This is a genomic window from Campylobacter sp. BCW_6467, from assembly GCF_001762855.1.
Lineage (GTDB): Bacteria > Campylobacterota > Campylobacteria > Campylobacterales > Campylobacteraceae > Campylobacter_D > Campylobacter_D jejuni.
Genome location: NZ_MJXP01000020.1, coordinates 39351 through 63456 on the forward strand (window position 1 = coordinate 39351; position 24106 = coordinate 63456).

Below are 24106 nucleotides of genomic sequence, written 5' to 3' on the forward strand. Positions count from 1 at the left end.
AATCAATGCAAGGCTTCGTTAAGTTTGACTGCTTTTTTATTTAAAGCTACTATCATAGCACCACTTATAGAATCTTGACGGAAATGTAGTCCATTTAAACCTTTAAGCTCTAAGCCTTTATAAATTTCTTTATCAAAATTAAAATAAGGATTAAGTTTAGCAAGTTCCTCAGCATCTTTGAGTAAAAATTTCGTTCCTTCTAGCACTGCAATACCTGCATCAACTATACAATTATCCCCTAAAGGAATTCCTGTCACTGAATTAGCCCCTAAAAGACAAGCCTTACCTACACTTATAGCATTACCACTTGTTCCACTTAAAACACCTAAAATCGAAGCTCCACCACCCACATCAGAACCTTCTCCTACTATAGCACTCGAGCTAATACGCCCTTCAACCATGCAAGCTCCTGTTGTGCCTGCATTAAAATTCACATAACTTGCCCCTGGCATGATGGTTGTTCCTGCTGCTAAAGACGCACCCATTCTTACTTTAGAACTTTCTAAAATTCTTGTATTATCCTCAGGGATAATATGTGCTAAAAATCTTGGGAATTTATCAACAAAATCGATTTTTGGATATTGATTGCTCATTTTTAAACGCATTTCATTTGCTCTTAAATACTCAAGCTCGATAGGTTTATCATCGCTCCAAGCTACATTGCTTAAAAGTCCAAAAGCTCCATTTAGATTAATACTTCTTAAAGGCACTTTTTTAGTAGAAAGCAAATAAAGTTTTAGATAAACACTTTCTACGCTTAAAGGTTCTTTATCCTCAAAAAGACAAACAAAAGCAAATTCATCGTCTTTAAATTTATCTTTGATAATCTTTAATAAATCAATATTTTGATGCCCTTCTTCTTCTAAAAAAGGTTTAAAACAAGAAAGTGCAAAATCAATATCTTCTAATTTCAAAGTTTGCACAAACTCACTCGCATTAAAATCAATCTCCACACCCCTTTGCATAAAAGCTTCAAGCATGATTGCTGCTGAGCCAAAATTTTGCTCATAATTAATCAAAGCAAAACTTGCTTGCAAGATTTTATTTTTATTTAGCTGTCCTCTATCAAGCCTTGCTATACCAAAAGCTTTAGGTTTTTTATAGCCGCTTTTTTGCTCGATTTGTTTGATTAAATGTAAAAAATCTTCTTTAGTATTAATCATTTTCTTTTCCTTATCCACTTAATTTTTAATGCGAACACGCACTTTTTCCATTCATCACAGGTTGTATAGCAGAATTATCCGCACCGCCTTCATTGTTAATCTTTTCTATAAAGCTCCAAATTTTTTCAGCCGCCATTAAATAACGCTTTGAACTCACACTTTCAGGGTGATAAAAACTCACAGGCTTGCCTTCATCTCCACCTTCTCTTACTATCATTTCTATAGGAATTTGTGCTAAAACTTCACTTTTATAAGCTTTTGCCATATCCTCAGCTGTTCCTTTGCCAAAAATATCATACTCTTTACCATTATCAGGACATAAAAATCCACTCATATTTTCAATCACACCCGCTATAGGAATGTGAAGTTTATTAAACATATCTAAAGCTCTTTTACTATCGTCTAAAGATACGGTTTGAGGTGTGCTTACGCAAACTCCTGCAGTAATAGGAATACTTTGTGCAGAAGTAATTTGCGCATCACCTGTTCCTGGAGGCATATCTAAAAACAATACATCAAGTTCAGGCCAAATCACATCAGCTAAAAGTTGCTCGATTGCTTTCATAATCATAGCTCCACGCCACATAAGACCTTGACCCTCTTCGATCAAAACCCCCATACTCATCATATAAACACCATGAGTTAAAATAGGCTTTAATCTCTGCCCTACTACTTCAGGCTGAGTTTTGGTTTCACCTAGCATTCTTGGAATATTTGGCCCATAAATATCCGCGTCTAAAATACCTACTCTTTTTCCCATTTTAGCCATGGAAATTGCTAAATTTACTGTAGTTGTAGATTTACCCACACCACCTTTTCCACTTGAAACCATGATGAAATTTTTTACTTGTGGAGCGATATTTTTTCCACTTCTTGAATTACTTTTTTCTTCAGGAATTTTTGGAGTGATGATATTAAGTTCGATATTTTTTAAAGCCAAACTCGATAAAGCTTCAGTAGCATTTTTACGAATTTCATTGGCTACTTCAGGATTTGCTGAAACGATTTCTATATCAATAAATACACCATCATCTTGAATTTTAATATCTTTTACAAAGTTAAAACTCACTATATCCTTTTCAAAACCAGGATATTTTACAGTTTTTAATTTCTCTAAAATTTGTTCTTTCATGTTTTTTCCTTATCTTTTAAAAAAATCAATTTTACTAATAAAATGATAAAATTTAGCTTTTTATAAGTGTATAATATGGTAACATTATAAAAACCAACAATATTAAAAAGAGGAATGAAAAAATGAGTGAAATGAGCCTCATTATGTTAGCAGCTGGAAATTCTACTCGTTTTAACACAAAGGTAAAAAAACAATTTTTACGACTTGGAAATGACCCTCTTTGGCTTTATGCAACAAAAAATTTAAGCTCTTTTTATCCTTTTAAAAAAATAGTTGTTACCTCTAGTAATATCGCTTATATGAAAAAATTTGCTAAAAACTATGAATTTATAGAAGGTGGTGATACCAGAGCAGAATCCTTAAAAAAAGCCTTAGCGCTCATAGATAGTGAATTTGTTATGGTAAGTGATGTAGCAAGGGTATTGGTGAGTAAAAATTTGTTTGATCGTTTGATTGAAAATTTAGATAAAGCAGATTGTATTACCCCTGCTTTAAAAGTTGCAGATACAACACTTTTTAACAATGAAGCCTTACAAAGAGAAAAAATCAAACTCATTCAAACCCCTCAAATTTCTAAAACCAAATTGCTTAAAAAAGCTTTGGATCAAAACCTAGAATTTACAGATGATAGTACAGCTATAGCTGCAATGGGTGGAAAAATTTGGTTTGTTGAAGGTGAAGAAAATGCAAGAAAACTAACCTTTAAAGAAGATCTTAAAAAGCTTGATTTACCTAAACCTAGCTTTGAAATTTTTACTGGCAATGGTTTTGATGTGCATGAATTTGGAGAGAATCGCCCTTTGCTTTTAGCAGGAGTGCAAATTCATCCTATTATGGGGCTTAAAGCACACAGCGATGGAGATGTTTTAGCTCACTCTTTAACCGATGCGATTTTAGGTGCTGCAGGACTTGGAGATATAGGAGAGCTTTATCCTGATACTGATATGAAATTTAAAAATGCCAACTCCATGGAGCTTTTAAAACAGGCTTATGATAAAGTCAGAGAAGTAGGTTTTGAACTCATTAATATAGACATTTGCGTCATGGCACAAAGCCCTAAACTTAAAGACTTTAAACAAGCTATGCAAAGCAATATAGCTCATACTTTAGACTTAGATGAATTTAGAATCAATGTTAAAGCCACAACAACGGAAAAATTGGGTTTTATTGGAAGAAAAGAAGGTATGGCGGTGCTTAGTAGTGTAAATTTAAAATATTTTGATTGGACAAGATTATGAAAGTTTTAATTATTGAAAATGAAATTTATCTAGCGCAAAGCATTAGCATTAAACTAAGTGATGCTGGATATAGCTGTGAAATTATAAACTCGTTTGATGAATACAATGGTGAAAAATACTATGATATTGTACTGCTTTCTACAAATACTAATAATTTTCTAAAAGCCGTAGGTCAGTTTAAGCATAGTATTATTATTTTGCTTATTTCTTATATAAGCACAGATACAGTTTCAAATCCTTTGAAATTAGGTGCTAGTGATTATATTCAAAAACCCTTTATGATAGAAGAGCTGATTAGAAAAATAAAGCATTATCAAGATTTTAGAAAACTTTCAATCCTTAATAAAGCTTATCAAAGCTATATCAAATCAAGATTAGAAACAATCAAAATTCCAGAGTATAATTATAAAAAATTAAAACTTCCATTGATATTAAAATCCAACAAGCAAAGCAGTGCTGATGCTTTTGTTTTTAATTATGCAAATGAATGTGACATTACTCTTTCTTTTATTGATTTAACATCTACAAATTCAGTTGAAAAAGTTATGAAACTTCCCACAGAAAACAATCTCTTATTTTTGAGTAATTTTCAAGCATTAAAAGCAGCAGAAAAGGAAAAACTCCTAGATTTTATACAAAACAAAAATGTTATTTTGCATACCAATTCAAATACAGATGATTTAAAAATAAACTGCATTAATTTAAATGATAATGAAAAAAATATCGATAGCAATGAAATTTTAACCATAGATGAGTATGTAAAATATGTTATTATAAACTACCAAAATATATTTCCTGATACTGATCTTTCAAAAAAATTAGGCATTTCACGTAAATCTTTATGGGAAAAAAGGAAGAAATATGAAATCAGCAAGAAAAAATAAAAACATTACCATAGATCAAAATGAATTTGGCATCTTATCACTTATTAAAGAAGGTTTGCTAGGCACTTGCACTCATTTAATGAATGAAAAAGAAGTCAATGAAATCATTAAATCAGGAAAATTTAAAGGAGAAAGTTTTCCCTATCCCTTAAGCTTTGCACCAAAAAATGCTGAAGAAGCACTAAATGATATAAAATCTGGCGATAGAATCGATCTCATACTAGATGAAAAAGTAGTAGGACATATAGATTTTAAAAGCCAATTTAAAAATAATAAAAAATTTTCTGATATTTTCAATCCCAACACTTGCTCTCTAAAAGACATAGGAACAACTTGCATAAGTGGAAAAATAGAAATTTACAATTCTCAAATTAAAAAAATAAAAGAAAATTTTCAACAAATCAAAAACAATCTTAATGCACAAAAAATTACCGCTATAGTTTCAAGTTTTGATCCTTTGCATCGTGCCCATGAAAGAATGTTTCGTTGGACTATTGATAAAGCAGATTTAGTTGTAATTTTTCTTGTAGAATCTTTTGATACAAATGGGTTTGAATTCGAACTTAAAGAAGCTTATTTGAAAAAATTTATTCAAAACTATCTTCCACCGGATAGAATTTTCATTTTTCCATTAAAAAATATTAATATTTTTCACGCTCATTTAAATCCTGGCCTAGAAAGCATTATCGCAAAAAGTCTAGGTTGTACCAAACTAGTAGTAGGACAAAATCATACAGGACTTGGAATGTTTTATGATGATAATCAACCAAAAACCATACTTGATGATTTTTCCAAGGACTATGGCATAGAAGTGATTGTTTTGCCTGAATTTGTATTTTGCGATCAATGTCGCATGATTGTTAGCACAAGATCTTGCCCTCATGGTTGTCATCACCATTTGCACTATAATTCTCAGTCTTTAAAAGATTTGTTAAGAGCGGGCATCATTCCTCCAGCAATTTTCATGCGTAAGGAAGTATCTAGTGTTATTTTAACTTCTCTTTTTCCAAATAGATTAAAAAATATGCAAAAAATTTATAATGAGCTTTTTCCAACTGATGGAATTTTAGAATACAAAAATGATGAAGAATTTTATCAAAAACTTTTAGAAATTCATCAAATGTCTTATATGGTGTAACAAAATGCAAAAATTATTTTTAACTTTTTTTTATTCAGGTTCTATAAAAAAGGCAAGTGGGACTTTTGGTACTATCGCTGCTTTAATACCTGCTTTTTTTATACTTAAATATCTTGGGATTAATACTTTGTTTTTACTAAGTATTTTAATTTTTGTTGCAAGTATTCGTGTTATAGATGATTATGAAAAAAAAACAGGAATTCACGATGACAAACACATAGTTATCGATGAAGTTGCTGGGGTTTTTCTTGCTTGTGCTATTGCAGCAAGCGTTGAAAACTCGATAGTCAATTTTGTTTTGGCTTTTGTTTTATTTAGACTCTTTGACATTACAAAACCTTCTATTATTGGCAAGATAGATAAAAAAGTCAAAGGCGGACTAGGTGTAATGCTTGATGATATGCTAGCAGGATTGTTTGCTGGACTTTTAAGTGCGGTAATTTATGGATTTTTACTTAAATTTAATTTAGTTTTTTGGGATATAAATTTAAAAGATTTATTTTGAAATTTTGCTTAAATTAATTAAATTTTAAATTTTATTCTTATATAATTTAGTCTTTAATTTCAAAAAAGGAAAATATAAATGGCAAACCATAAATCTGCTGAAAAAAGAGCAAGACAAACTATTAAAAAAACAGAAAGAAATAGATTCTATAGAACAAGACTTAAAAATATAACTAAAGCTGTAAGAGAAGCTGCAGCAAATGGAGATAAAAATGCTGCTAATGAAGCTTTAAAAGTAGCTAATAAAAGCATTCATGCTATGGTAAGTCGCGGTTTCATTAAAAAACAAACTGCTTCTCGCCGTGTAAGCCGCTTAGCCCTTTTAGTAAATAAAATCGCATAATTTTCTATATAGTTTTTAATGTTAGCTAGCAAACTAGATCCTTTTTTAAAACGCTTTGAAGAGTTAAATTCTCTTCTTAGCAGTTCTGATATACTCAACGATATCAGTAAAATGACTACACTCTCTAAAGAACAAAAAAATTTAGAACCTATCGTTTTAAAAGCTAAAGAGTATTTAAAAACTTTAGACAATATAGAAGAAAATAAAGCTTTGCTAAACGATCCAGAACTTGGGGAACTTGCAAAAGAAGAACTAAAAATTTTAGAAGAATTAAAACCAAAACTTGAAGAAGAGATTAAAATTTTACTTCTTCCTAAAGATCCCAATGATGAAAGAAATATTTTTCTTGAAATTCGTGCAGGCACAGGTGGCGATGAGGCATCTTTATTTGTAGGAGATCTTGTAAAAGCTTATGCAAGATATGCTGAAAATCGCGGCTATAAACTTGAGATTGTAAGCTCTAGCGAAGGAAGTGTAGGTGGATTTAAAGAAATCATCATGCTTGTTAAAGGAACAGGGGCTTATTCAAGACTTAAATATGAAGGTGGAACGCACCGTGTTCAAAGAGTTCCTCAAACAGAATCCCAAGGACGCGTGCATACTTCTGCTATCACCGTGGCAGTAATGCCAGAAGTTGATGATATAGAAATCGAAATCAATCCAAACGATCTTAAAGTTGATGTTATGCGATCTTCAGGACATGGTGGACAAAGTGTAAATACTACTGATTCGGCTGTTCGTATCACTCATATCCCTACAGGTATAGTTGTAGTCAATCAAGATGGAAAAAGCCAACACAAAAATAAAGAAAGTGCGATGAAAGTCCTAAAAGCAAGGCTTTATGAAATGCAAGAGAGTGAAAGACTAGCAAAAGAAAGTGAAGCAAGAAAATCACAAGTAGGAAGCGGAGATAGAAGCGAACGCATTCGCACTTACAATTTTCCACAAAATCGTATCAGTGATCATAGAATAAATCTTACTTTATATCGCTTAGATGCCATTATGCAAGATGGGCTTTTTGATGAAATCATAGAACCTTTAATCACTCATCATCAAGCCCAAGCTTTACAAGAACAAAATTTATAAGATTTTATACAAATTAATGCTTATGTGGGAATTTATGTGGATTTCCACTAGCACCTACATGTGTAACATTTCCATTTTCTATATCATAAGCTTGACCAAAACCTTTTACAAAGCGTCCTTTTTTAAATTCAAGCTTTACTAGATGAAAATCAAGCATCTTGCGTATAGTTTTAATGCCTCCTTCTCCTCCGGTTTGTTTTTCAAACTCATCATAAATTTGATCAAATCTTTCACCTCTCTCTAAAAAGCTTGCATTTACTCTATAGCGCAATCTTTTGCGCAGTATAACAGAAGCAGCTTTACTCTCATCCTCTAAAAACATTATTTCTATATTGTTTGGATTTACTTTGATGTTGTTAAAATGTTCGCTTACTTCACTTATATAAATATAATTTCCCCATTGTGTGCTTACAAAAGGTGCATACGAGCAAACAACTTCTCCATTTGCATTTAAAGTTGCCAAAGCTACAGAATTAAAACTTAGCATAAATTCATTTAATTCTTTTTCTACGCCACTAAAATTTTGCTCGCTCTTTGCACTCATGCAAAGGGATATTATAGTATCTTTAATCGTGTTTTCATCGGCTTTTTTAGGAAATTCCACTCGTAAATTTTCTTTATCATTGTAAACAAGATCCAAGCCATTAAAATCAACACTTTTTAGAAAAACATCTTGCACTTGCTCAATACCACCAAATTTTTTACAAAGATCAACTAAATTTGATTTATGATGATCATTCATATGAGAAATAATGCTTTCAAAATTCATTTTTATCCTTTCTTGACTTTAAAATAAAATATTAAAAAAAATGGTATCAATTATCAAATTAAAAAGCACTTAAAATATAAAAATTATCTATTTTAACAAAAATTTATACCAAATTAAGTTAATAAAGGATAAATTTAGTTCTAAATTATTATGATATAAATTATCATTATTTATTTTATTTAAGGAGTAAAATTTGTACCCAAATAAAAAAGTTTTTAAATTATCTTTATTTGCATTATTACTAATAACTAATTTAAATGCACAAGAGTCAAATGAAGCTATCAATCTACAAAAAGTTGTTGTTAGTGCAATAGGTTTTGAGCAAGATGCGGACTCAAATTTACGCAATGTAATCAGCATAGAAGGCAAAGATCTACAAAATAAAGGTTATGTTTCCTTAGAACAAGCCTTAGAAAGAATTTCGGGCATTAGTTTTGTAAACTTTGGACTTGGACGCAATATAGATATGCGTGGACAAGGAGATAAATCCAATATAGCTGTAAAAGTTATGATCGATGGGCGTGCTATTAATGTTCTTGATAATTCCCATGGTGTAACCCCGCTAGATAGTATCAATTTAGATAATGTAGAACGCATAGAAATCATACCTGGAGGTGGTTCTGTGCTTTATGGAAGTGGTACTAGAGGGGGCGTGATTAATATCATTACAAAAAAACAAAAATCAGATTCTTTTGCTATAAATTTAAAAAGCAGTGCTTATGATCATGGTGGACTAGGTGGAAATTTAGGTATCAATGGCGCCAAACAAATAAATGAAAATTTAGCTTTTAGCTTTGATATACAAAGTTTTAACCTTGATGGATATCAAGAAGGTTATAATGAAAAAGGTTATTTTATCAACACAAAAACCTATATTGATATCAATGATAATAGTGATTTAACTTTGGGGTATAATTATTTTAAAAGCAAAAATACCAGCAGTGGCTATCTAACAAAAGCACAAGCTCAAAGCGATCCAACTCAAAAAGGCAATAGTGACAATATCACACAAATCAATCGTCCTGAAATTTCTTTGGATTATCATTACTATTTTGATGATATATGGGAATTTAACCTAGAAGCTTTTTGGCAAAATCAAAAGATCAATTATCTAAAAGATGTTTCTACAATGAGCTACATGAATATGAGTCTTCCTGTATATCAAAATGGAAGTGGTTTTGAAGACACACTTACAGGGATAAGTTTAAAAAATAAGCTAAATTATGCAAATAATTCTTATTTTATTTTTGGTTATGAATTTGCAAACCATGATGCAAAAAGAACAAGTATTATTCATTATGATGTAAATAGTCCTAATTTTCAAATGAGTCACACCATGACAACGCTTATGGATATGGATAAACAAAGCCATTCTATTTTCGCTCTTGATTCTCATGAATTTAACGATATTTTTAGTATTTCAGGTGGAGCTAGATATGAATTTAGCTCTTATGATACCGATAGATCTTATAGAAATGAAATGAGTATGAACATACCCCGACCCCCATCATCTAATATTATAGACTCAACAACCCTTTTTAATACCAATAAAAACACCAATAATTTTGCTTTTGAAATCACTCCTAACTTTAAATACTCTGACACAGGCAATCTTTATCTTAAATACGAAAGAGGTTTTGTTTCTCCTACACCTGCTCAGTTTGTCAATCGCAACAACAACACTAGTAGTGGAATACCACCCTATTATTCGTCGAACCTAAAAGCTGAGATCTTTGACACCTTTGAACTAGGAATTGATGATTTTTGGTGGGATTTTTACGGCTTTAATCTAACTTTATTTTACACCCTAAGCAAAGATGAAATTTCTTATCTTGGAAACCCTCATTCTACTAGTGGATCTTGGTGGAAATATTATAATATAGATCAAACTCGCCGTTTAGGAGTAGAATTAAGCCTGAGTCAAAATTTCTTAGATGATGATTTAATCTTTAGAGAAAGTCTAACTTATCTTGATGCTAAAATTTCTAAAGGTGTTAATGACGGCATGAGAATTCCTTATGTTTCAAAAATCAAAGCCACAGCTGGACTTGAATACGCTTGGAATAAAAATTTCTCAAATTTTATTGATTTAACCTATTTTTCTAGAGCAAAAGATGGTGGAACTATAGATGAAAATACAGGAAAAATGTCTAAAAATTCTTGGATAAGGGATTATTTTTTAACAGATATTGGCATGAAATATAATTATAAAAAATTACAAATTTTAGCAGGAATTCGCAATCTTTTCGATAAAAGATACTACACCTATCAAGATAGTATAAATGATCAATACCTAGTTGGAAATGGCAGAAACTACTATGTTGAATTTAAATACGCATTCTAAAATTTTAGTGATTATAGGGCTTTTAGTAGCTTATATAATCGCTTCTTTTACAGCACTTTGCTTAGGAGATGAGAATTTAAACCCAAAAGAACTTTTTTCGTATATCTTTAGCCAAGATGAAATTTTAAGACAAATCATCATAGATGGACGCTTACCACGGATTATAATGGCGATTTTAATCGGTATGCTTTTAGCTAGTAGTGGGGCTATCACTCAAAATGTATTTTCAAATCCTATAGCCGATCCTTATATCATAGGTATAGCTTCTGCGGCAACCTTTGGAGCGGTTTTGGCGTATTTGTTAAAATTGAATGATTATTATTATGGAATTTTAGGTTTTGTTTGCTCTGCCTTTTTTGCCCTAGGAGTTTTTAAAATTTCTTCTAAAGCCTCTATAGCAACTTTACTCATTATCGGCATAGCAGCTTCATCTTTTTTAGGAGCTTTTACTTCTTTTTTCACCTATCTTATAGGCGAGGATTCTTTTAAAATAGTCGCTTGGCTTATGGGAAATATAGGCAATGCTTCTTGGTTTCGTGTAGGAATTTTAATCTTGCCTTTAATTTTTTGTTTGTTTTATTTTTACGCTCATAAAAACGAATTAAACATACTTTTAAGCGGAGATGATGAAGCTAGAAATCTAGGGGTAAATGCTCAAAAATTAAAAATAAATTTACTCATTGTCTCATCCTTAGCTGTATCTTTTGCGGTTGCTTTTAGCGGACTTATAGGCTTTGTTGGACTCATCATTCCTCATACTATAAGACTTTTGCTTAAAAATTATAATAATGCCTTAGTTATCCCTTTATGTACAGCATTTGGAGGATTATTTTTACTTATTTGTGATACTTTAGCAAGAACTCTTTTAGCTCCTGTGCAAATTCCGATTGGAATTTTAACTGCATTTTTTGGAGCTCCTATTTTTTTATACTTAGCTTTAAGCGCTAGGAGATTTTTATAATGCTAAAAATACATAATTTAAGCTTTGCTTATCACCAAAAAGATTTACTAAAAAACATTCATTTAGAACTTAAAAACCAAGCTTTTATAGGAATTTTAGGGCCAAATGGCTCGGGCAAAAGCACTCTTTTAAAACTTATACTTAAAAATTTAAGTCCAAATAAAGGAGAGATAAGTCTTTTTAACACAAATATCAAAGATTTTTCTCTTAAAGAATTTGCCAAAATTTGTGGCTTTGTGCCTCAAAAATCAGAATTAAACACCCCTTTAAAAGTCATCGATGTGCTTTTAATGAGCAAATATGCGAATTTAAAACACGCTTTTAGTTCTTATTCTAAAGAAGATATTTTAGAAATTAAAGAATTTGCTAAGGATTTAAGACTTGAAAATTTTCTAGAAAGAAGCATACTTTCTTTAAGTGGGGGTGAATTTCAAAGAATGCTTTTAGCAAGAGCTTTGCTTAAAAAGCCAAAAATTCTTTTTTTAGATGAACCCACTTCAGCCCTTGATTTAAACTATGCTATAGAGCTTTTAAACCTTTGCGAAAAACTAATTAAAGAAAAAAATATAGCCGTTGTTGCTATCTTGCATGATTTAAATTTAGCTTCTATATTCTGCGATAAAATCCTTTTTTTAAAAGAAGGGGAGATAAAGTATTTTGGAACGAGCAAAGAGCTTTTTACTCAAGAAATTTTAAAAGAAATTTATGATTTAAACTGCGAGATTATTTATAAAAATTCTAAACCTTATATTTTAGCTTTAAAGGAGAAAAAATGAAAAAAATTTTAATTATTATGAGTTTGTTTTTAATCGCACTAAATGCAAAAGAACGCCTTGTAGTGCTTGATCCTGCAAGCATAGAAACCCTTTTTATGCTTAAGGCTGAAGATCAAATCGTAGGCATTGCCACTTTACAACACTCAAATATCTATCCTAAAGATCAAACCTCAAAACTTACAAGCGTAGGCACTTTTTCAAATCCTTCACTTGAAAAAATAGTAGCACTAAAACCAAGTTTGGTGATTTTAAGCTCTTATTCTTTAAATTTAGAAGAAGGACTTAAAAATTTTGGTATCAAAAGTATCAATTTAAAAGCCGAGCGTTTAGAAGATATAACAAAAAATATCACAACCTTAGGCCAAATCACCAAGAAAGAAAAAGAAGCAGAGCTTTTAAAACAAGAATTTACCCAAAATTTAAAAAAAATAAGCGATAAACCCCTAAATAAAAGTGCGATTTATCTTTATTCTAGCAACCCTTTAATGGCCTTTAATGATAATTCTTTAATAGCTGATATTTTAAGACTTATAGGGATTAAAAATTTAAGTCCGCAAAGTCAAATTTCAAGACCTGTTATATCAGCAGAATACATACTTAAACAAAATCCAGATATACTCATTCTTGGAATGGATGCCAAAAATAATCTTTTAGATACAAATGCTTTATTGAAAAATACCAAAGCAGTTAAAACAGGAAGTATTTATTTTAACAAAGATACACATATATTATTACGCCTTAGTCCTAAGATAATAGATAGAATTCAAGAATTTAAAACAAAGCTAGAAAATAACAATTTTTAATCACCCAATCTTGCTTTAAAAAATTCGCAAGTTTGACAAAGTTTTTCTATGCGTTTATCTTCTTCAAAAGCTTTTTTCATCATCTTTATACGCGGTGATTTAAAAAGCTTATCAAAGTTATTTTCAAAAACATTTCCTAAGTTAATATCTGCTTTAGTATCCAAACAGCAAGGCACTAAACTTCCATCACTTAAAATCCCAATTTGCTCTTTTAAAGCATGGCATTTTCCTTTTTTATAAAGGGGTTTATCTTTTAAATTTGGCCATTTAAAAAGTTTATTTTGATGAAGCAAAATATGTCTTTGCAAGCGATTTTTACTTAAGCTTGCATTGATCTTGGCTTCAAATTCTTTGGCTAAAAACTCATAAATTTTTAAATTTGACTTAGGTGCTTTAAAATTAGCATCTAAATTCCAAAGTCTTAGATTGATAAAAGAAAGGCTTTTTTGCTCTAAATGCTTTTTGCAAAGTTCTAAAATAGGCTTAAAATACTGTTCTAAAGAAATTTTGCTTTGACTTAAAAAAGACATTAAAGAAATATTGATTTGATGGATATTCTCATACCCTAACAATAAAGCTTGATTTTTAGAATTTAGATAAAAGCCACTTGTAGTGATTTCAAGTTTCATAGCTTCACCTTTTGCGATTTTTAGATAATTTTCCAAATTAGGTAAAAGCAAAGGATCACCCAAAAGATGAAAGGTAAAAAGCTCAGCTTTATTAGAAATTTCATAAGCTAAGTTTTGAAATTTTTCTTCACTCATTACCCCGCGAATTCCTTTTTGAGAAGGACAAAAATCACATTTTAAACCACAAATATCGCTTAATTCTATATATATTTTTTTAAATTTCATTATATTTCCTAGAGTAAACATTTTACCAAAATTTATGAAATTTATTAAAATATGTAACATTTTTATCGATATTTTTATCTTTTTTATTTCTCTTCTTTATTTTTAAATATATTAAACAAAAATCACACTATACTTAAATAAAAATCTAAAATTAAGGAAGGGTTTATGCAAGAGCTTACTCGCACGAAAAAAATTCGCTCTATTATTGCTGCAAGTAGCGGAAATTTAGTAGAGTGGTTTGATTTTTATATCTATGCTTTTACAGCAACTTATTTTGCTCATACTTTTTCAACTTCAGATAATCCTGTTATCCAGCAAATCAATGCCTTTGGGGTTTTTGCAGCAGGATTTTTTATGCGTCCTATAGGTTCTTGGCTTTTTGGCTCTTTAGCTGATAAAGTAGGTCGTAAAAAATCTATGGTTATATCAGTGGTTTTAATGGCTTTGGGCTCTTTTATGATAGCAGCCTTACCAAGCAAAGATACAGTGGGAGATCTTGCTATTATCTTACTTTTAATAGCAAGACTCATTCAAGGTCTTAGTGTAGGCGGGGAGTATGGCATAGCAGCTACTTATCTTTCAGAACTTGCTACAGAAGGAAAACGCGGTTTTTACTCATCTTTTCAGTATGTAACCCTAATAGGCGGTCAACTTTTGGCCGTTGCAAGCATTAGTATAATGTTTTTATTTTTTAGTATTGATGATATGAAAGATTATGCTTGGAGAATACTTTTTGTAATAGGCGGAATTTTAGCGCTAGGCTCGCTTTTTGTAAGAAAAATGATGAATGAAAGTGCTACAAAACTTCACCAGCATGAAGATCGTGGTACTTTAAAAGCATTATGTAAATCTTGGAAACCTTTTTTAATGGTGCTTGGGGTTACTTCTGGAGGTTCTTTAGCTTTTTATACTATTACAACTTATACTAAAACTTTTATGGAAAATACGGGTATGGATAAAATGCTTGTTAATAATCTTTTCTTAGGTGCTTTATTTATACTAATGATCATTCAACCTCTTTTTGGATATATAGGAGATAAAATAGGTCACAAACGATCTTTAATTGTATTTTGTATTTTGGCATTGGTAGGAATTTATCCTATTTTTTCACTTATAGCCAATAACGCACAAAATAATCCTTCTTTGACATTTATGTTAGTGGTATTGTTATTTTAAGTTTTTATACTTCAGTTGCGGGGATTTTTAAAGCAAAACTTTTTCCTGAACATGTAAGAGCTTTAGGGACAGGTTTAGGTTATGCTATTGCAAATGCTGTTTTTGGAGGATCTGCTCCTTGGGTTGCTTTACAATTTAAAAATGCAGGTATAGAAAATGGCTTTTTTATCTATATAGCTATTTTTACAATCATCATGCTTATAGCTACTTTATGTTTGCCTAAAAAATCAGAGCTTAATTAATTTTAACGCTTTTAAAGAAAGTGCCGAAAGTGCGGTACTTTCTAACTCTTTTAAGGTTTTAAATTCATAATTTTTATTTTCATTGTTTAAAATTTGATGATAAACCTTGATATTAAGTTTATACTTAGTATAGCTGTGCTTAAACTCCCCTACAAAACCCATATCTTTAGAAAGTTTATACTCTCCTTCTTTAAAAAAAGGAAAATTATACATACCCTTATAAAGCTTATCTTGACTTTGCCCTATGGCAAATTTTTTATTAAATTCAAACAAAAAAAGATTTAAATTTACACTCTCATAAAGTATTTTTTTAGCTCTTGGATAAAGCTCTGTATTAAATTTACCTTGACAAAAATCATACAAAGGACAAATTCCACACTTTGCATTTTTACCCACACAAACTAAAGCCCCTATATCAAGCAAAGCTTGGTTATGATCAAAGGCATGATTTAAATTTAAAAGCTCTTTAGCTCTTTTTTCAAGTTCTTTCATACTAGGATTTTCCAAAGTAAAAAGACGAGAAAGCACACGGCGTATATTACCATCAACAAAAGAAACCTTTTGATCATAACCAAAACAAGCTATAGCGCCTGCTGTATAAGCTCCTATACCGCTTAATTTTTTTAGATCCTCAACTTCTTTGGGTAATTTAGCCCCAAACTTATCCACACATTCTAAAGCTGCCTTTTTTAAATTTCTAGCACGAGTGTAATAACCAAGTCCTTGCCAAGCCTTTAAAAGCTCATCTTCATTAGCATTAGCCAAACTTTCTAAAGTAGGAAATTTTTGCAAAAAGGGGAAATAAAACCTTTCCAAAACTGATTTAACTTGAGTTTGCTGAAGCATAATTTCGCTGATATAAACCCCATAGGCTCTATCAATATGCTTTAAACTTTCATCACAATTTTGACTTTGTAAATTACGCCAAGGTAGAGTTTTGCGTCCATTTTTTTCATACCAAAGAAGTAAATTTTCTTGTAGTTTTTCAAGCTCTTTTTTTTGCATAAATGAGAGTATAACAAAAAATTTTAAAACTTTTGTAAGCATATAATTTATTGTATTTTTTACCATTAAAAATGTTTTATAAAATCAAAATTTTTGATATAATTTTACCATATGATTTAAATGAATTCCAAGGATTGGGAAAATGGATGGTCAAAGACTAATCCCGATTTGAGATGAGCGCTATAACATCAATAATCAAAAAATCGATACTCAGCATAAAAGACTTTTTGAGCTGGCAGCACAAGTTGAAAATGCTGTTTTTAAATTTGTTAAACGAGATGAATTAAAAGAAATTTTAATTGAACTCTTTACTTATATGAAGGAACATTTTCATGACGAAGAAGAATTTATGCAAAGCATTCAGTATCCGCGTCTTTATGAACACAAACAAATACATAAAAATATTATCTATGAAATGTCTCAACTAATACAGAATATAAAAACTACAAACGACCTTAAAGAAAAATTATATTCAATTATGTCAAACTGGCTATCTAAACATATACTAAGCCATGATGTAATGATAGTTACTTGGATTAATGAGAATTTAATAAAAGATCAAGAAAAAACACGAGCTCCAATTAACCGAGAACAGATTCAAGAACAAATTATGATGTATGAAGAAAATTTTGAATTTATTTATTCTTGCCCATGTCAAATAAACCATAGATTAACTTTTAAAGACCATGTAAGTGTAATGAATGATGGTAAAGTTATGAAATGTAAAAAATGTCACAAACTTTTGATTTTTGTCAAAAGCGAAGAGAAAACTTACAAAGGATAAAATTTGCTTCCAAAATGGGATAAAAGCTATAGTGTCCGAAATGGAAAAATTGATGATCAACATAAAAAACTATTTGAATTAGCAGCCAAAGTTGAGCATATCTTTGATAAACCTGTAAATAGAAATGAAATTAAAATTTTACTTACAGATTTTTTTAACTACATGAAATACCATTTTAACGATGAAGAAAAATACATGATGTTTATTAGATATCCTGATTTTGAAAGACATCGTAGAATTCACAAAGAAATTATTCAATCTATGGTAGAAATCATTCAAAACATAAAAACTACAAATGATTTAAAAGAAAAACTTTATACCATGGTAAAAAAATGGCTTTTAGAACATATACTTTATGAAGATATGAAAGTAGAACAATGGAGAATAGGGGCTTTAAGCTCTGAAGATGGAGCTGATATAAGCTTTGAAGAAATAAAAGATGGAGATGAAGATGAAGCAGTTATTTATTTTTATACTTGTGATTGTATAGGACAAATGCATGATGTACCTTTTGGAATTCATAAAAAAATTCAGAGCGATAATGCCAAATTTAAGTGTAAAAAATGCAAAAATCCTATAAAATTTTTTAAAAAAGGATATTAATTTTAAAAATTAAATTATATAAGGATATTAAATGTTAGCTTTTTTTAAAGGTTTAGGCGTGGGTTTTTTATGTTTATTACTTTTTGTTGCGGGAGTAGTTTTTAATGTAGAATTTTTAGGCAAAAAAGACTCTAATCATGATTTATATTTTTCAAGAAATATAGAAGTAAGCAATACGCTAAAACCCGATATTTTATATGCGAATATTAATTTTTGGGCAAATGAAAATTTAAGTTCAAAAATCACATTAGATAATAGCGAAAAAGCCGAAATCGCAAATACTTTCAATCAAATTTTAGAACGCTCAAAAAAAGAAAATTTTTGTAGCGGAGGAAGTTTTTCTTTAGAACCTAATTTTTCCTATAAAGATGGTATACAAACTCCAAAAGGTCAAAGATTTGATGCGAATTTAGAATGTGAATTTAAAGAAAACCAACTTGCAGATTTTAACAAGCTTTTAAATGACATCAATTCTATCATAGCTAAAAATAATTTCATCAGCGTTTCAACACCAGCCATACAAACAAAATTTTCAAAAGATACACTAAACAACAACAAAGAAAATCTCTACAAAGAGCTTTTAAAAACATCATACGAATATGAAAAAACTTACTCTTTAGATCTTAATAAAACTTGTGTATTGAAAAATTTACAAGTAAATGCCAATGCCAATATCGCACCTAGAATGCTAAATGCAAAATCTGATAATATAGAACTTTCATCTCCAATTATCGGCGAAAAAGAACAAATTTTAAGTGCAAAAGCTTTATTTATTTGCAAATAACTTAAGGCAAAATAAACTCCTTTTAAGTTTATTTTGCTATACTTTTATCTTCAATTCTTTCAGAAATTTATGCGGGAATAGCTCAGGGGTAGAGCACAACCTTGCCAAGGTTGGGGTCGCGAGTTCGAATCTCGTTTCCCGCTCCATAATCACCCGCCCGGGTGGTGGAATTGGTAGACACAAGGGACTTAAAATCCCTCGGAATTTTTCTTCCGTGCCGGTTCAAGTCCGGCCTCGGGCACCACTTTTTCAACATTATCAGGGCGACATAGCCAAGCGGTAAGGCATGGGCCTGCAAAGCCTTGATCTCCGGTTCGAATCCGGATGTCGCCTCCAAAAAGGCAAAACTTTACTTTATCGGGAGATGGCTGAGTGGTCGAAAGCGGCGGTCTTGAAAACCGTTGAGGGTCACACCTCCAGGGGTTCGAATCCCTTTCTCCCGGCCACCAAAACTTTCTAGTTTATCAAGCTTATGTCATTCCTAAAATTATAAAGGATGCTACAGATGAAAAATAATTTCGGTCTTACTATTTTTGTTATATCCTAAAAAACTTAGAAAAACTATGGTTAATATAACTAAAAATAAGAAATACAAATGGAAAATTTAGAATTTATTATCTTAAAACAAAAATATAAAATTTTAAAAATATGTCAAATTTTAAAATACAAGGTAGCCAAATGAAAAAATTTTATATGAATTTAGCTTTAAATGAGGCTTGGAAATATCAGTTTTTAACCTATCCGAATCCGGCTGTAGGCTGTGTAATCTTAGATAAAAATGAAAAAATTTTAGCCATAAAAGCTCATGAAAAAGCTGGATTGGCTCATGCAGAACTTAATGCCATAGCTCATGCTTTTAAAAGTTTAAGACCTGAAATTTCATTGCCTAAAGAAGCAAACGCTTTACATGAGTTTATTTGCAAAAACCATCAAGGTGTATTTAAAGATAGTATAGCTTTTGTAACACTTGAACCTTGCTCTCATCAAGGAAAAACGCCTCCTTGCGCAAAACTCTTTAGCGAGCTAGGTTTTAAAAAAATTTTCATCAGCGTTAAAGATGAAAATAAAATCGCAAGTGGTGGGGCTGAATTTTTAAAAAAACAAGGCATAGAGGTTGAATTTGACATACTTAAAGAAGAAGGAAAAAAACTTTTAAAACCTTTTTTAAAATGGCAAAAAGGGCAATTTAAACTTTTTAAATTAGCCCTTTCTATGAATGGCTCACCTTTTGGCAAAATCGTAAGCAATGATCTAAGTCGCACTTATACACATAAAATTAGAGCGGTGATTGATTTGCTTGTAGTCGGTGGAGAAACCATAAGAAAAGATCACCCTATACTAGATGCTAGGCTTTGCAAAGCAAAAGCGCCTAATCTTTGTATCTTAAGCCGTCAAAATATAGATAATTTTGATAAAAATATCCCTTTATTTAAAGTTCCAAACCGCCAAATTTATACCCAAATTCCAAGTGAAGCTAAATTTTTAATGTATGAGGGTGGAGAAAATTTTCTCAAAATCTTTAAAGATGAAATAGATATGTTTTTGATTTTCCAAAGTTCAAGTTTAAATGATGAAAAAAATGTTACAATACCTTTAAATTTCAAGCCACTTTATAGGAATTTTTTAGGGAGTGATACTTATGGCATTTATGAACTTTAGTGGATTTTTTTATGCAAGAAATGATTTAAGATTATTTAAAATAGAAAAGAAAAATGAATTAAAATCCTTTTTTTACAAAGACTACACCTTATCAAGCTATAAAGATGCTTTAAATTTAAACAATGAAATCTTTTTTTATCAAAGTTTAAAAGAAGGCTTATTTAAAGAAAATGATGAAATTTTAGTTTCAAATTTGGGTAAAAAGATCATACTTTTTAGAAATTTCACTCAAAATTGCGATAATTTTAATGAAGCAAAATTAAAACAAATATTGCTTTTATTTTTTTTATTATTAGCGAGTGTATTTTTTGCAAGTTTGGCTATGATTAATGAATTTGGAGCCATAGATCTTGTTTTTTTAATGATTTGCTTATTGCTTTTAGTGATGGGAGTAATTAATCTTGGCTTGCTTTTTAAGCAAATTCGTATTCTTAAAAGTTTTTCCAAAGAAGAAATGAAAGAATTTTTAAGTCAAAGAATGAAAAAATACACTAAAGTGTAAAAACACTTTAGCATACTGTTTTTAAATTTGTAGCAAGACCACCTAAAGAAGTTTCTTTGTATTTATAATTCATATCTTTTCCTGTTTCATACATGGTTTCTATAACCTCATCAAGGCTTACCATAGGAGTAGATTTACGTGTCATTGCCATTCTAGCAGCACTTATAGCCTTAATAGCTCCAAAGGCATTTCTTTCTATGCAAGGAATTTGCACAAGCCCTGCAACTGGATCGCAAGTTAAACCTAGATGATGTTCCATTGCCATTTCAGCAGCGTTGCATGCTTTAAAAGCATTAGCCCCTAAAACTGTTGCCATAGCCGCAGCTGCCATCGAACTAGCACTACCAATTTCTGCTTGACAGCCTGCTTCTGCTCCGCTAATACTTGCATTTTTCTTATAAAAAGAACCTATAAGCATTGCTGTTAATAAAAACTCTATAGCCTTTTCATCGCTAAAACCTATAGTATGATTTTTAAGATAAAGCATAACAGCAGGGATAACAGCACATGCTCCATTTGTTGGCGCGGTTACAACTTTTGCTCCGCTAGCATTTTCTTCAGCAATCGCAATAGCATATAAAGAAATAAAATCTATAATGCCCATAGGATCAGCTGTCATCGCCACTCTTTCTTTAAGTCCTTTGGCTCTACGCTTTAAATGAAGTTTTCCAGGCAAATAATCTTCATTTGGATGCGTACCATTATAATACACTTCTTGCATTACTTCCCAAATTTCAAGACAATAAGCACGAATTTCCTCTTTAGTGTGAAATTGCAATTCATAACGATAAGAAAGCTCTGCTAAATCCCAATCTCTTTTATCGCAAAGCTCTAAAGCTTCTTTTGCATTGTTAAGCTCTATATCTAGTTTTTTCTTTTTATTTTGGTTGGAATTTTTACCTTTTTTTTCTAATTGTGCAGCTGTTAAAACAAAGCCTCCACCTACAGAATAATAAGTTTCTTCATCAACTAACCCACCTTTACAATCATAAGCTTTAATCTTCATACCATTCTCATGTAAAGGTAAAAAATCTTTGGAAAATATCAAATCTTTTTCATAATTAAAACAAAGTTTTTTCTCACCACAAAAATCAATTTGAGCATTTTCAATAGCATTTTTATTTACTTCATCTTGTATTGCTGCGCTTAAATTTTTAGCTTCTAGGCCATTTAACCCCCAAATTACAGCCTTATCACTCAAGTGTCCTTTACCTGTTAATGACAAAGAACCATAAAGAGTAACCTCAACTCTATCAATTTCATCAAGCTTTTTAGCAACTTTTTTACAAAATAAATTTCCGGCAAGCATAGGCCCTAAAGTATGAGAAGAAGAAGGACCGACACCTATTTTAAAAATGCTTAAATTACTCATTTTTTATCCTTAATTTATAAAAGATTGTGAATTGCAGCAGAAATTGCAACTATTCCCATTACCAAAATAAAAAGATCTAAAAATTTATTACGAAATCTTGCCAAAATATCAAAACGATAAATACAATAAAGCGGCATCAAGAAAAGCAAAATAGCCAAAACAGGACCACCAATAGCCTCAATAATTCCTATAACACTTGGATTTTTATACGCAACAAGCCAAGCGATAACAAAGGTAATGATCGCTGTTAAAGTTTGAGCGAATTTACCTTGAATTTTACCATTACTTGCTTTATATAAAATACCGTTTAAGCCTTCTTGAGAACCAAGATAATGTCCTAAGAAACTTTTACTAATGGCCACAAGTGCAACAATAGGCCCAACATAAGTCAGCAAAGAAACTTCAGGAAATTTATTTGCTATAAAGGTAAGAATATTGATATTTTGATCTTTTGCTGATGCAAAATCTTCTGGTGTAAAAGTTAAAGCGCAAGAAAAAACAAAAAACATTACAACAAAAACCATAAGAATAATTGCCAAAGAAATAATTTTTCTAGCGCGAGGTTCAGCATAATCACCATATTCTTTTTTACAATAACAAGCAAGTGAAGAAATAATAGGAGAGTGATTAAAACTAAATACCATCACAGGAATAACAAGCCATAAAGTAACCCAAAAATTACTTGTTGAAATTACGGAAAAATCAACATTTGTAAATAATGATGAATTCCATTGTGGAATTAAAAGCAATGAAAAAATAAATAAAAATATAATAAAAGGAAAAACAAGAAAACTCATTGCTTTTGTTACAACATTTTCACCAAGAATAGAAATCAAAACCAAAACTCCAACAATCAAAAAACTCACCCACCAACGAGCAGCATGAGTAAGATCTGCATTGAAATTAAACTGATTGATTAAGAACTCAAGCAAAGTTGTTGTAAGATTAGCACTATAAACCAATAAAATAGGTAAAATAGCAAAAAAATACAAAAGTGTAATTAAAAATCCACCGCCCTTGCCAAAATAACTTTCTGCAACAAAAGTAATATCATCTTTTGGATTAGAACTTGAAAGCACAAAGCGACATAAATTTCTATGAGCTAAGTAAGTCATAGGAAAAGCTAAAACAAGTATAACTAACAAAGGTATCAATCCACCAAGCCCAGCACTAATAGGTAACAAAAGTACACCGGCTCCAATAGCTGTTCCAAAAAGAGATAAAACCCACCTTGTATCGTGACTAGTCCATTTAGGAGTATTCATTATTCTTCCTTAAATTTAAGATTACATCTCTTTTATTTTAGCAAAATATTTATAAATAATTATTTTTTAAAAAAAATATTTTAAATCTTATGTAACATTTTGTAAATTTAATTTTATAAAAAAACAATCACTTGTATCAATAAAGTATTATTTTAAAACTAAATATATTTTGGGTTTTGCAATCAAAAAAGAAAAAATTTGGAAGACTATGCTTCCAAATTTTTGCATCAAATTTTCTAAGGGAGTTAAATTTTCAAAAATTAATCTAATTTTTGACCTAGGACATTTCCTTGCATATCCGTATAAACTTTCATGTTATTATTAAACTTAAATTTATAACCATTAATTTCTTTATCTATTTCAAGAATTTGAGCATTTGGTTGAGTTGCGCTTACTTTTTTCATAACACTAGGTAAAATAGTATGTGGTAAAGCCTTATATTTTCCATCAACTTCTTTCCAATCTCCATTGATCATAAAATCAATTTCAGTTCCATCATTTAAAATTACATCATAAGAATCTATATCTTTTTTCACCAAACCAATTTGAGCGGTTTTAAAATTTTTAGAAATAAATTCTTTGGCATTATTTGGAAGTTCGCTAGCAGGAACAACCATATCTTTAGCTAAAAGCACTGTAGCACCCAACAAAGCAAGTAAAGTTAATTTTGCTTTCATAGTTTCTCCTTTTTTGTCTTGGTTGGCGAAAGTTTAACTCAA

23 protein-coding genes, 4 tRNA genes and 1 pseudogene are annotated in these 24106 nt (G+C 30.5%); 20 read left to right on the forward strand and 8 right to left on the reverse strand.

Going from position 1 to position 24106, the window contains the following annotated elements; translation table 11 throughout:
• Positions 1-2: 2 nt before the first annotated feature.
• Both AJ888_RS02330 and AJ888_RS02335 read right to left on the reverse strand, forming a co-directional pair.
• Positions 3-1163, reverse strand: coding sequence for a tetrahydrodipicolinate N-succinyltransferase N-terminal domain-containing protein (locus tag AJ888_RS02330; protein WP_002862249.1), 1161 nt, complete (start codon positions 1161-1163; stop codon positions 3-5).
• 25 nt (positions 1164-1188) lie between these two features.
• Complete coding sequence (locus tag AJ888_RS02335; RefSeq protein WP_002856052.1) at positions 1189-2295, reverse strand: Mrp/NBP35 family ATP-binding protein; 1107 nt, start codon at positions 2293-2295, stop codon at positions 1189-1191.
• Positions 2296-2417: 122 nt separating this feature from the next.
• Here AJ888_RS02335 and AJ888_RS02340 point away from each other — a divergent pair, with 122 nt between their 5' ends.
• From AJ888_RS02340 to prfA, 6 genes are all read left to right on the forward strand, one after another.
• A complete protein-coding gene (locus AJ888_RS02340; protein WP_002862250.1) occupies positions 2418-3533 on the forward strand; it encodes a bifunctional 2-C-methyl-D-erythritol 4-phosphate cytidylyltransferase/2-C-methyl-D-erythritol 2,4-cyclodiphosphate synthase in 1116 nt (371 codons plus the stop codon).
• On the forward strand, positions 3530-4417 hold the full coding sequence (locus tag AJ888_RS02345; protein WP_002862251.1) for a response regulator: 888 nt from the start codon (positions 3530-3532) through the stop codon (positions 4415-4417). Before AJ888_RS02340 ends, AJ888_RS02345 begins: the two co-directional genes overlap by 4 nt.
• A complete protein-coding gene (locus tag AJ888_RS02350; protein ID WP_002862252.1) occupies positions 4395-5555 on the forward strand; it encodes a sulfate adenylyltransferase in 1161 nt (386 codons plus the stop codon). The genes AJ888_RS02345 and AJ888_RS02350 overlap by 23 nt, the downstream gene beginning before the upstream one ends.
• A gap of 4 nt (positions 5556-5559) precedes the next feature.
• Complete coding sequence (locus tag AJ888_RS02355; RefSeq protein ID WP_002862253.1) at positions 5560-6060, forward strand: phosphatidylglycerophosphatase A; 501 nt, start codon at positions 5560-5562, stop codon at positions 6058-6060.
• Positions 6061-6138: 78 nt separating this feature from the next.
• Positions 6139-6402 carry a 30S ribosomal protein S20 gene (rpsT, locus tag AJ888_RS02360; RefSeq protein ID WP_002856547.1) on the forward strand — a complete coding sequence of 88 codons (264 nt, stop codon included), beginning with the start codon at positions 6139-6141 and terminating at the stop codon, positions 6400-6402.
• Between the two features lie 18 nt (positions 6403-6420).
• Complete coding sequence (gene prfA / locus AJ888_RS02365; RefSeq protein ID WP_002862254.1) at positions 6421-7488, forward strand: peptide chain release factor 1; 1068 nt, start codon at positions 6421-6423, stop codon at positions 7486-7488.
• Between the two features lie 13 nt (positions 7489-7501).
• On the opposite strand, the gene AJ888_RS02370 is transcribed toward prfA, so the two are convergent.
• Positions 7502-8257 carry a HugZ family heme oxygenase gene (locus AJ888_RS02370; RefSeq protein ID WP_002862255.1) on the reverse strand — a complete coding sequence of 252 codons (756 nt, stop codon included), beginning with the start codon at positions 8255-8257 and terminating at the stop codon, positions 7502-7504.
• Positions 8258-8450: 193 nt separating this feature from the next.
• Here AJ888_RS02370 and AJ888_RS02375 point away from each other — a divergent pair, with 193 nt between their 5' ends.
• Genes AJ888_RS02375 through AJ888_RS02390 form a run of 4 tightly spaced genes read left to right on the forward strand, consistent with a single transcriptional unit; the run spans position 8451 to position 13141 of the window.
• Positions 8451-10601, forward strand: a complete 2151-nt coding sequence (locus AJ888_RS02375; protein WP_002862256.1) for a TonB-dependent receptor — start codon at positions 8451-8453, stop codon at positions 10599-10601.
• The gene (locus tag AJ888_RS02380) at positions 10576-11562 is read left to right on the forward strand and encodes a FecCD family ABC transporter permease (RefSeq protein WP_002851460.1); all 987 of its coding nucleotides are present in this window, start codon (positions 10576-10578) and stop codon (positions 11560-11562) included. The genes AJ888_RS02375 and AJ888_RS02380 overlap by 26 nt, the downstream gene beginning before the upstream one ends.
• Positions 11562-12338: an ABC transporter ATP-binding protein gene (locus AJ888_RS02385; RefSeq protein WP_002862257.1), complete on the forward strand. Its 777-nt coding sequence runs from the start codon at positions 11562-11564 to the stop codon at positions 12336-12338. The genes AJ888_RS02380 and AJ888_RS02385 overlap by 1 nt, the downstream gene beginning before the upstream one ends.
• Positions 12335-13141, forward strand: coding sequence for an ABC transporter substrate-binding protein (locus AJ888_RS02390; protein WP_002862258.1), 807 nt, complete (start codon positions 12335-12337; stop codon positions 13139-13141). Before AJ888_RS02385 ends, AJ888_RS02390 begins: the two co-directional genes overlap by 4 nt.
• Here AJ888_RS02390 and AJ888_RS02395 read toward each other — a convergent pair.
• On the reverse strand, positions 13138-13995 hold the full coding sequence (locus AJ888_RS02395; RefSeq protein WP_002862259.1) for a radical SAM/SPASM domain-containing protein: 858 nt from the start codon (positions 13993-13995) through the stop codon (positions 13138-13140). The two genes, AJ888_RS02390 and AJ888_RS02395, sit on opposite strands and share 4 nt — an antisense overlap.
• A gap of 165 nt (positions 13996-14160) precedes the next feature.
• Between AJ888_RS02395 and AJ888_RS02400 the strand changes: the two are divergent.
• Positions 14161-15413 (forward strand): annotated as a pseudogene (locus AJ888_RS02400) (MFS transporter).
• Here AJ888_RS02400 and mutY read toward each other — a convergent pair.
• Positions 15399-16418: an A/G-specific adenine glycosylase gene (mutY, locus tag AJ888_RS02405; RefSeq protein ID WP_032603448.1), complete on the reverse strand. Its 1020-nt coding sequence runs from the start codon at positions 16416-16418 to the stop codon at positions 15399-15401. The pseudogene AJ888_RS02400 and the gene mutY overlap by 15 nt on opposite strands.
• 187 nt (positions 16419-16605) lie before the next feature.
• Here mutY and AJ888_RS02410 point away from each other — a divergent pair, with 187 nt between their 5' ends.
• From AJ888_RS02410 to AJ888_RS02450, 9 genes are all read left to right on the forward strand, one after another.
• On the forward strand, positions 16606-17202 hold the full coding sequence (locus AJ888_RS02410; protein ID WP_250482857.1) for a hemerythrin domain-containing protein: 597 nt from the start codon (positions 16606-16608) through the stop codon (positions 17200-17202).
• A 3-nt stretch (positions 17203-17205) separates the two neighbouring features.
• Positions 17206-17805 (forward strand): bacteriohemerythrin, encoded by a 600-nt coding sequence (locus AJ888_RS02415; RefSeq protein ID WP_002862264.1) that lies wholly within the window; start codon positions 17206-17208, stop codon positions 17803-17805.
• Between the two features lie 31 nt (positions 17806-17836).
• A complete protein-coding gene (locus AJ888_RS02420) occupies positions 17837-18589 on the forward strand; it encodes a hypothetical protein (RefSeq protein ID WP_002862265.1) in 753 nt (250 codons plus the stop codon).
• Positions 18590-18660: 71 nt separating this feature from the next.
• Positions 18661-18735, forward strand: a tRNA-Gly gene (locus AJ888_RS02425).
• A gap of 9 nt (positions 18736-18744) precedes the next feature.
• Positions 18745-18833: transfer RNA gene (locus tag AJ888_RS02430), tRNA-Leu, on the forward strand.
• Between the two features lie 18 nt (positions 18834-18851).
• Positions 18852-18925: transfer RNA gene (locus AJ888_RS02435), tRNA-Cys, on the forward strand.
• Between the two features lie 22 nt (positions 18926-18947).
• Positions 18948-19035, forward strand: a tRNA-Ser gene (locus tag AJ888_RS02440).
• 202 nt (positions 19036-19237) lie between these two features.
• Entirely contained in the window at positions 19238-20248 is a 1011-nt protein-coding gene (gene ribD / locus AJ888_RS02445) for a bifunctional diaminohydroxyphosphoribosylaminopyrimidine deaminase/5-amino-6-(5-phosphoribosylamino)uracil reductase RibD (protein ID WP_079396332.1), read from the forward strand.
• Complete coding sequence (locus tag AJ888_RS02450; protein WP_002862267.1) at positions 20229-20750, forward strand: hypothetical protein; 522 nt, start codon at positions 20229-20231, stop codon at positions 20748-20750. The genes ribD and AJ888_RS02450 overlap by 20 nt, the downstream gene beginning before the upstream one ends.
• Before the next feature lie 7 nt (positions 20751-20757).
• Here AJ888_RS02450 and AJ888_RS02455 read toward each other — a convergent pair whose 3' ends face one another.
• From AJ888_RS02455 to AJ888_RS02465, 3 genes are all read right to left on the reverse strand, one after another.
• The gene (locus AJ888_RS02455) at positions 20758-22122 is read right to left on the reverse strand and encodes an L-serine ammonia-lyase (RefSeq protein WP_002855898.1); all 1365 of its coding nucleotides are present in this window, start codon (positions 22120-22122) and stop codon (positions 20758-20760) included.
• Positions 22123-22136: 14 nt separating this feature from the next.
• Positions 22137-23387: an aromatic amino acid transport family protein gene (locus tag AJ888_RS02460; RefSeq protein ID WP_002862268.1), complete on the reverse strand. Its 1251-nt coding sequence runs from the start codon at positions 23385-23387 to the stop codon at positions 22137-22139.
• Between the two features lie 260 nt (positions 23388-23647).
• Positions 23648-24064, reverse strand: coding sequence for a PepSY-like domain-containing protein (locus tag AJ888_RS02465; RefSeq protein ID WP_002856602.1), 417 nt, complete (start codon positions 24062-24064; stop codon positions 23648-23650).
• Positions 24065-24106 lie beyond the last annotated feature (42 nt).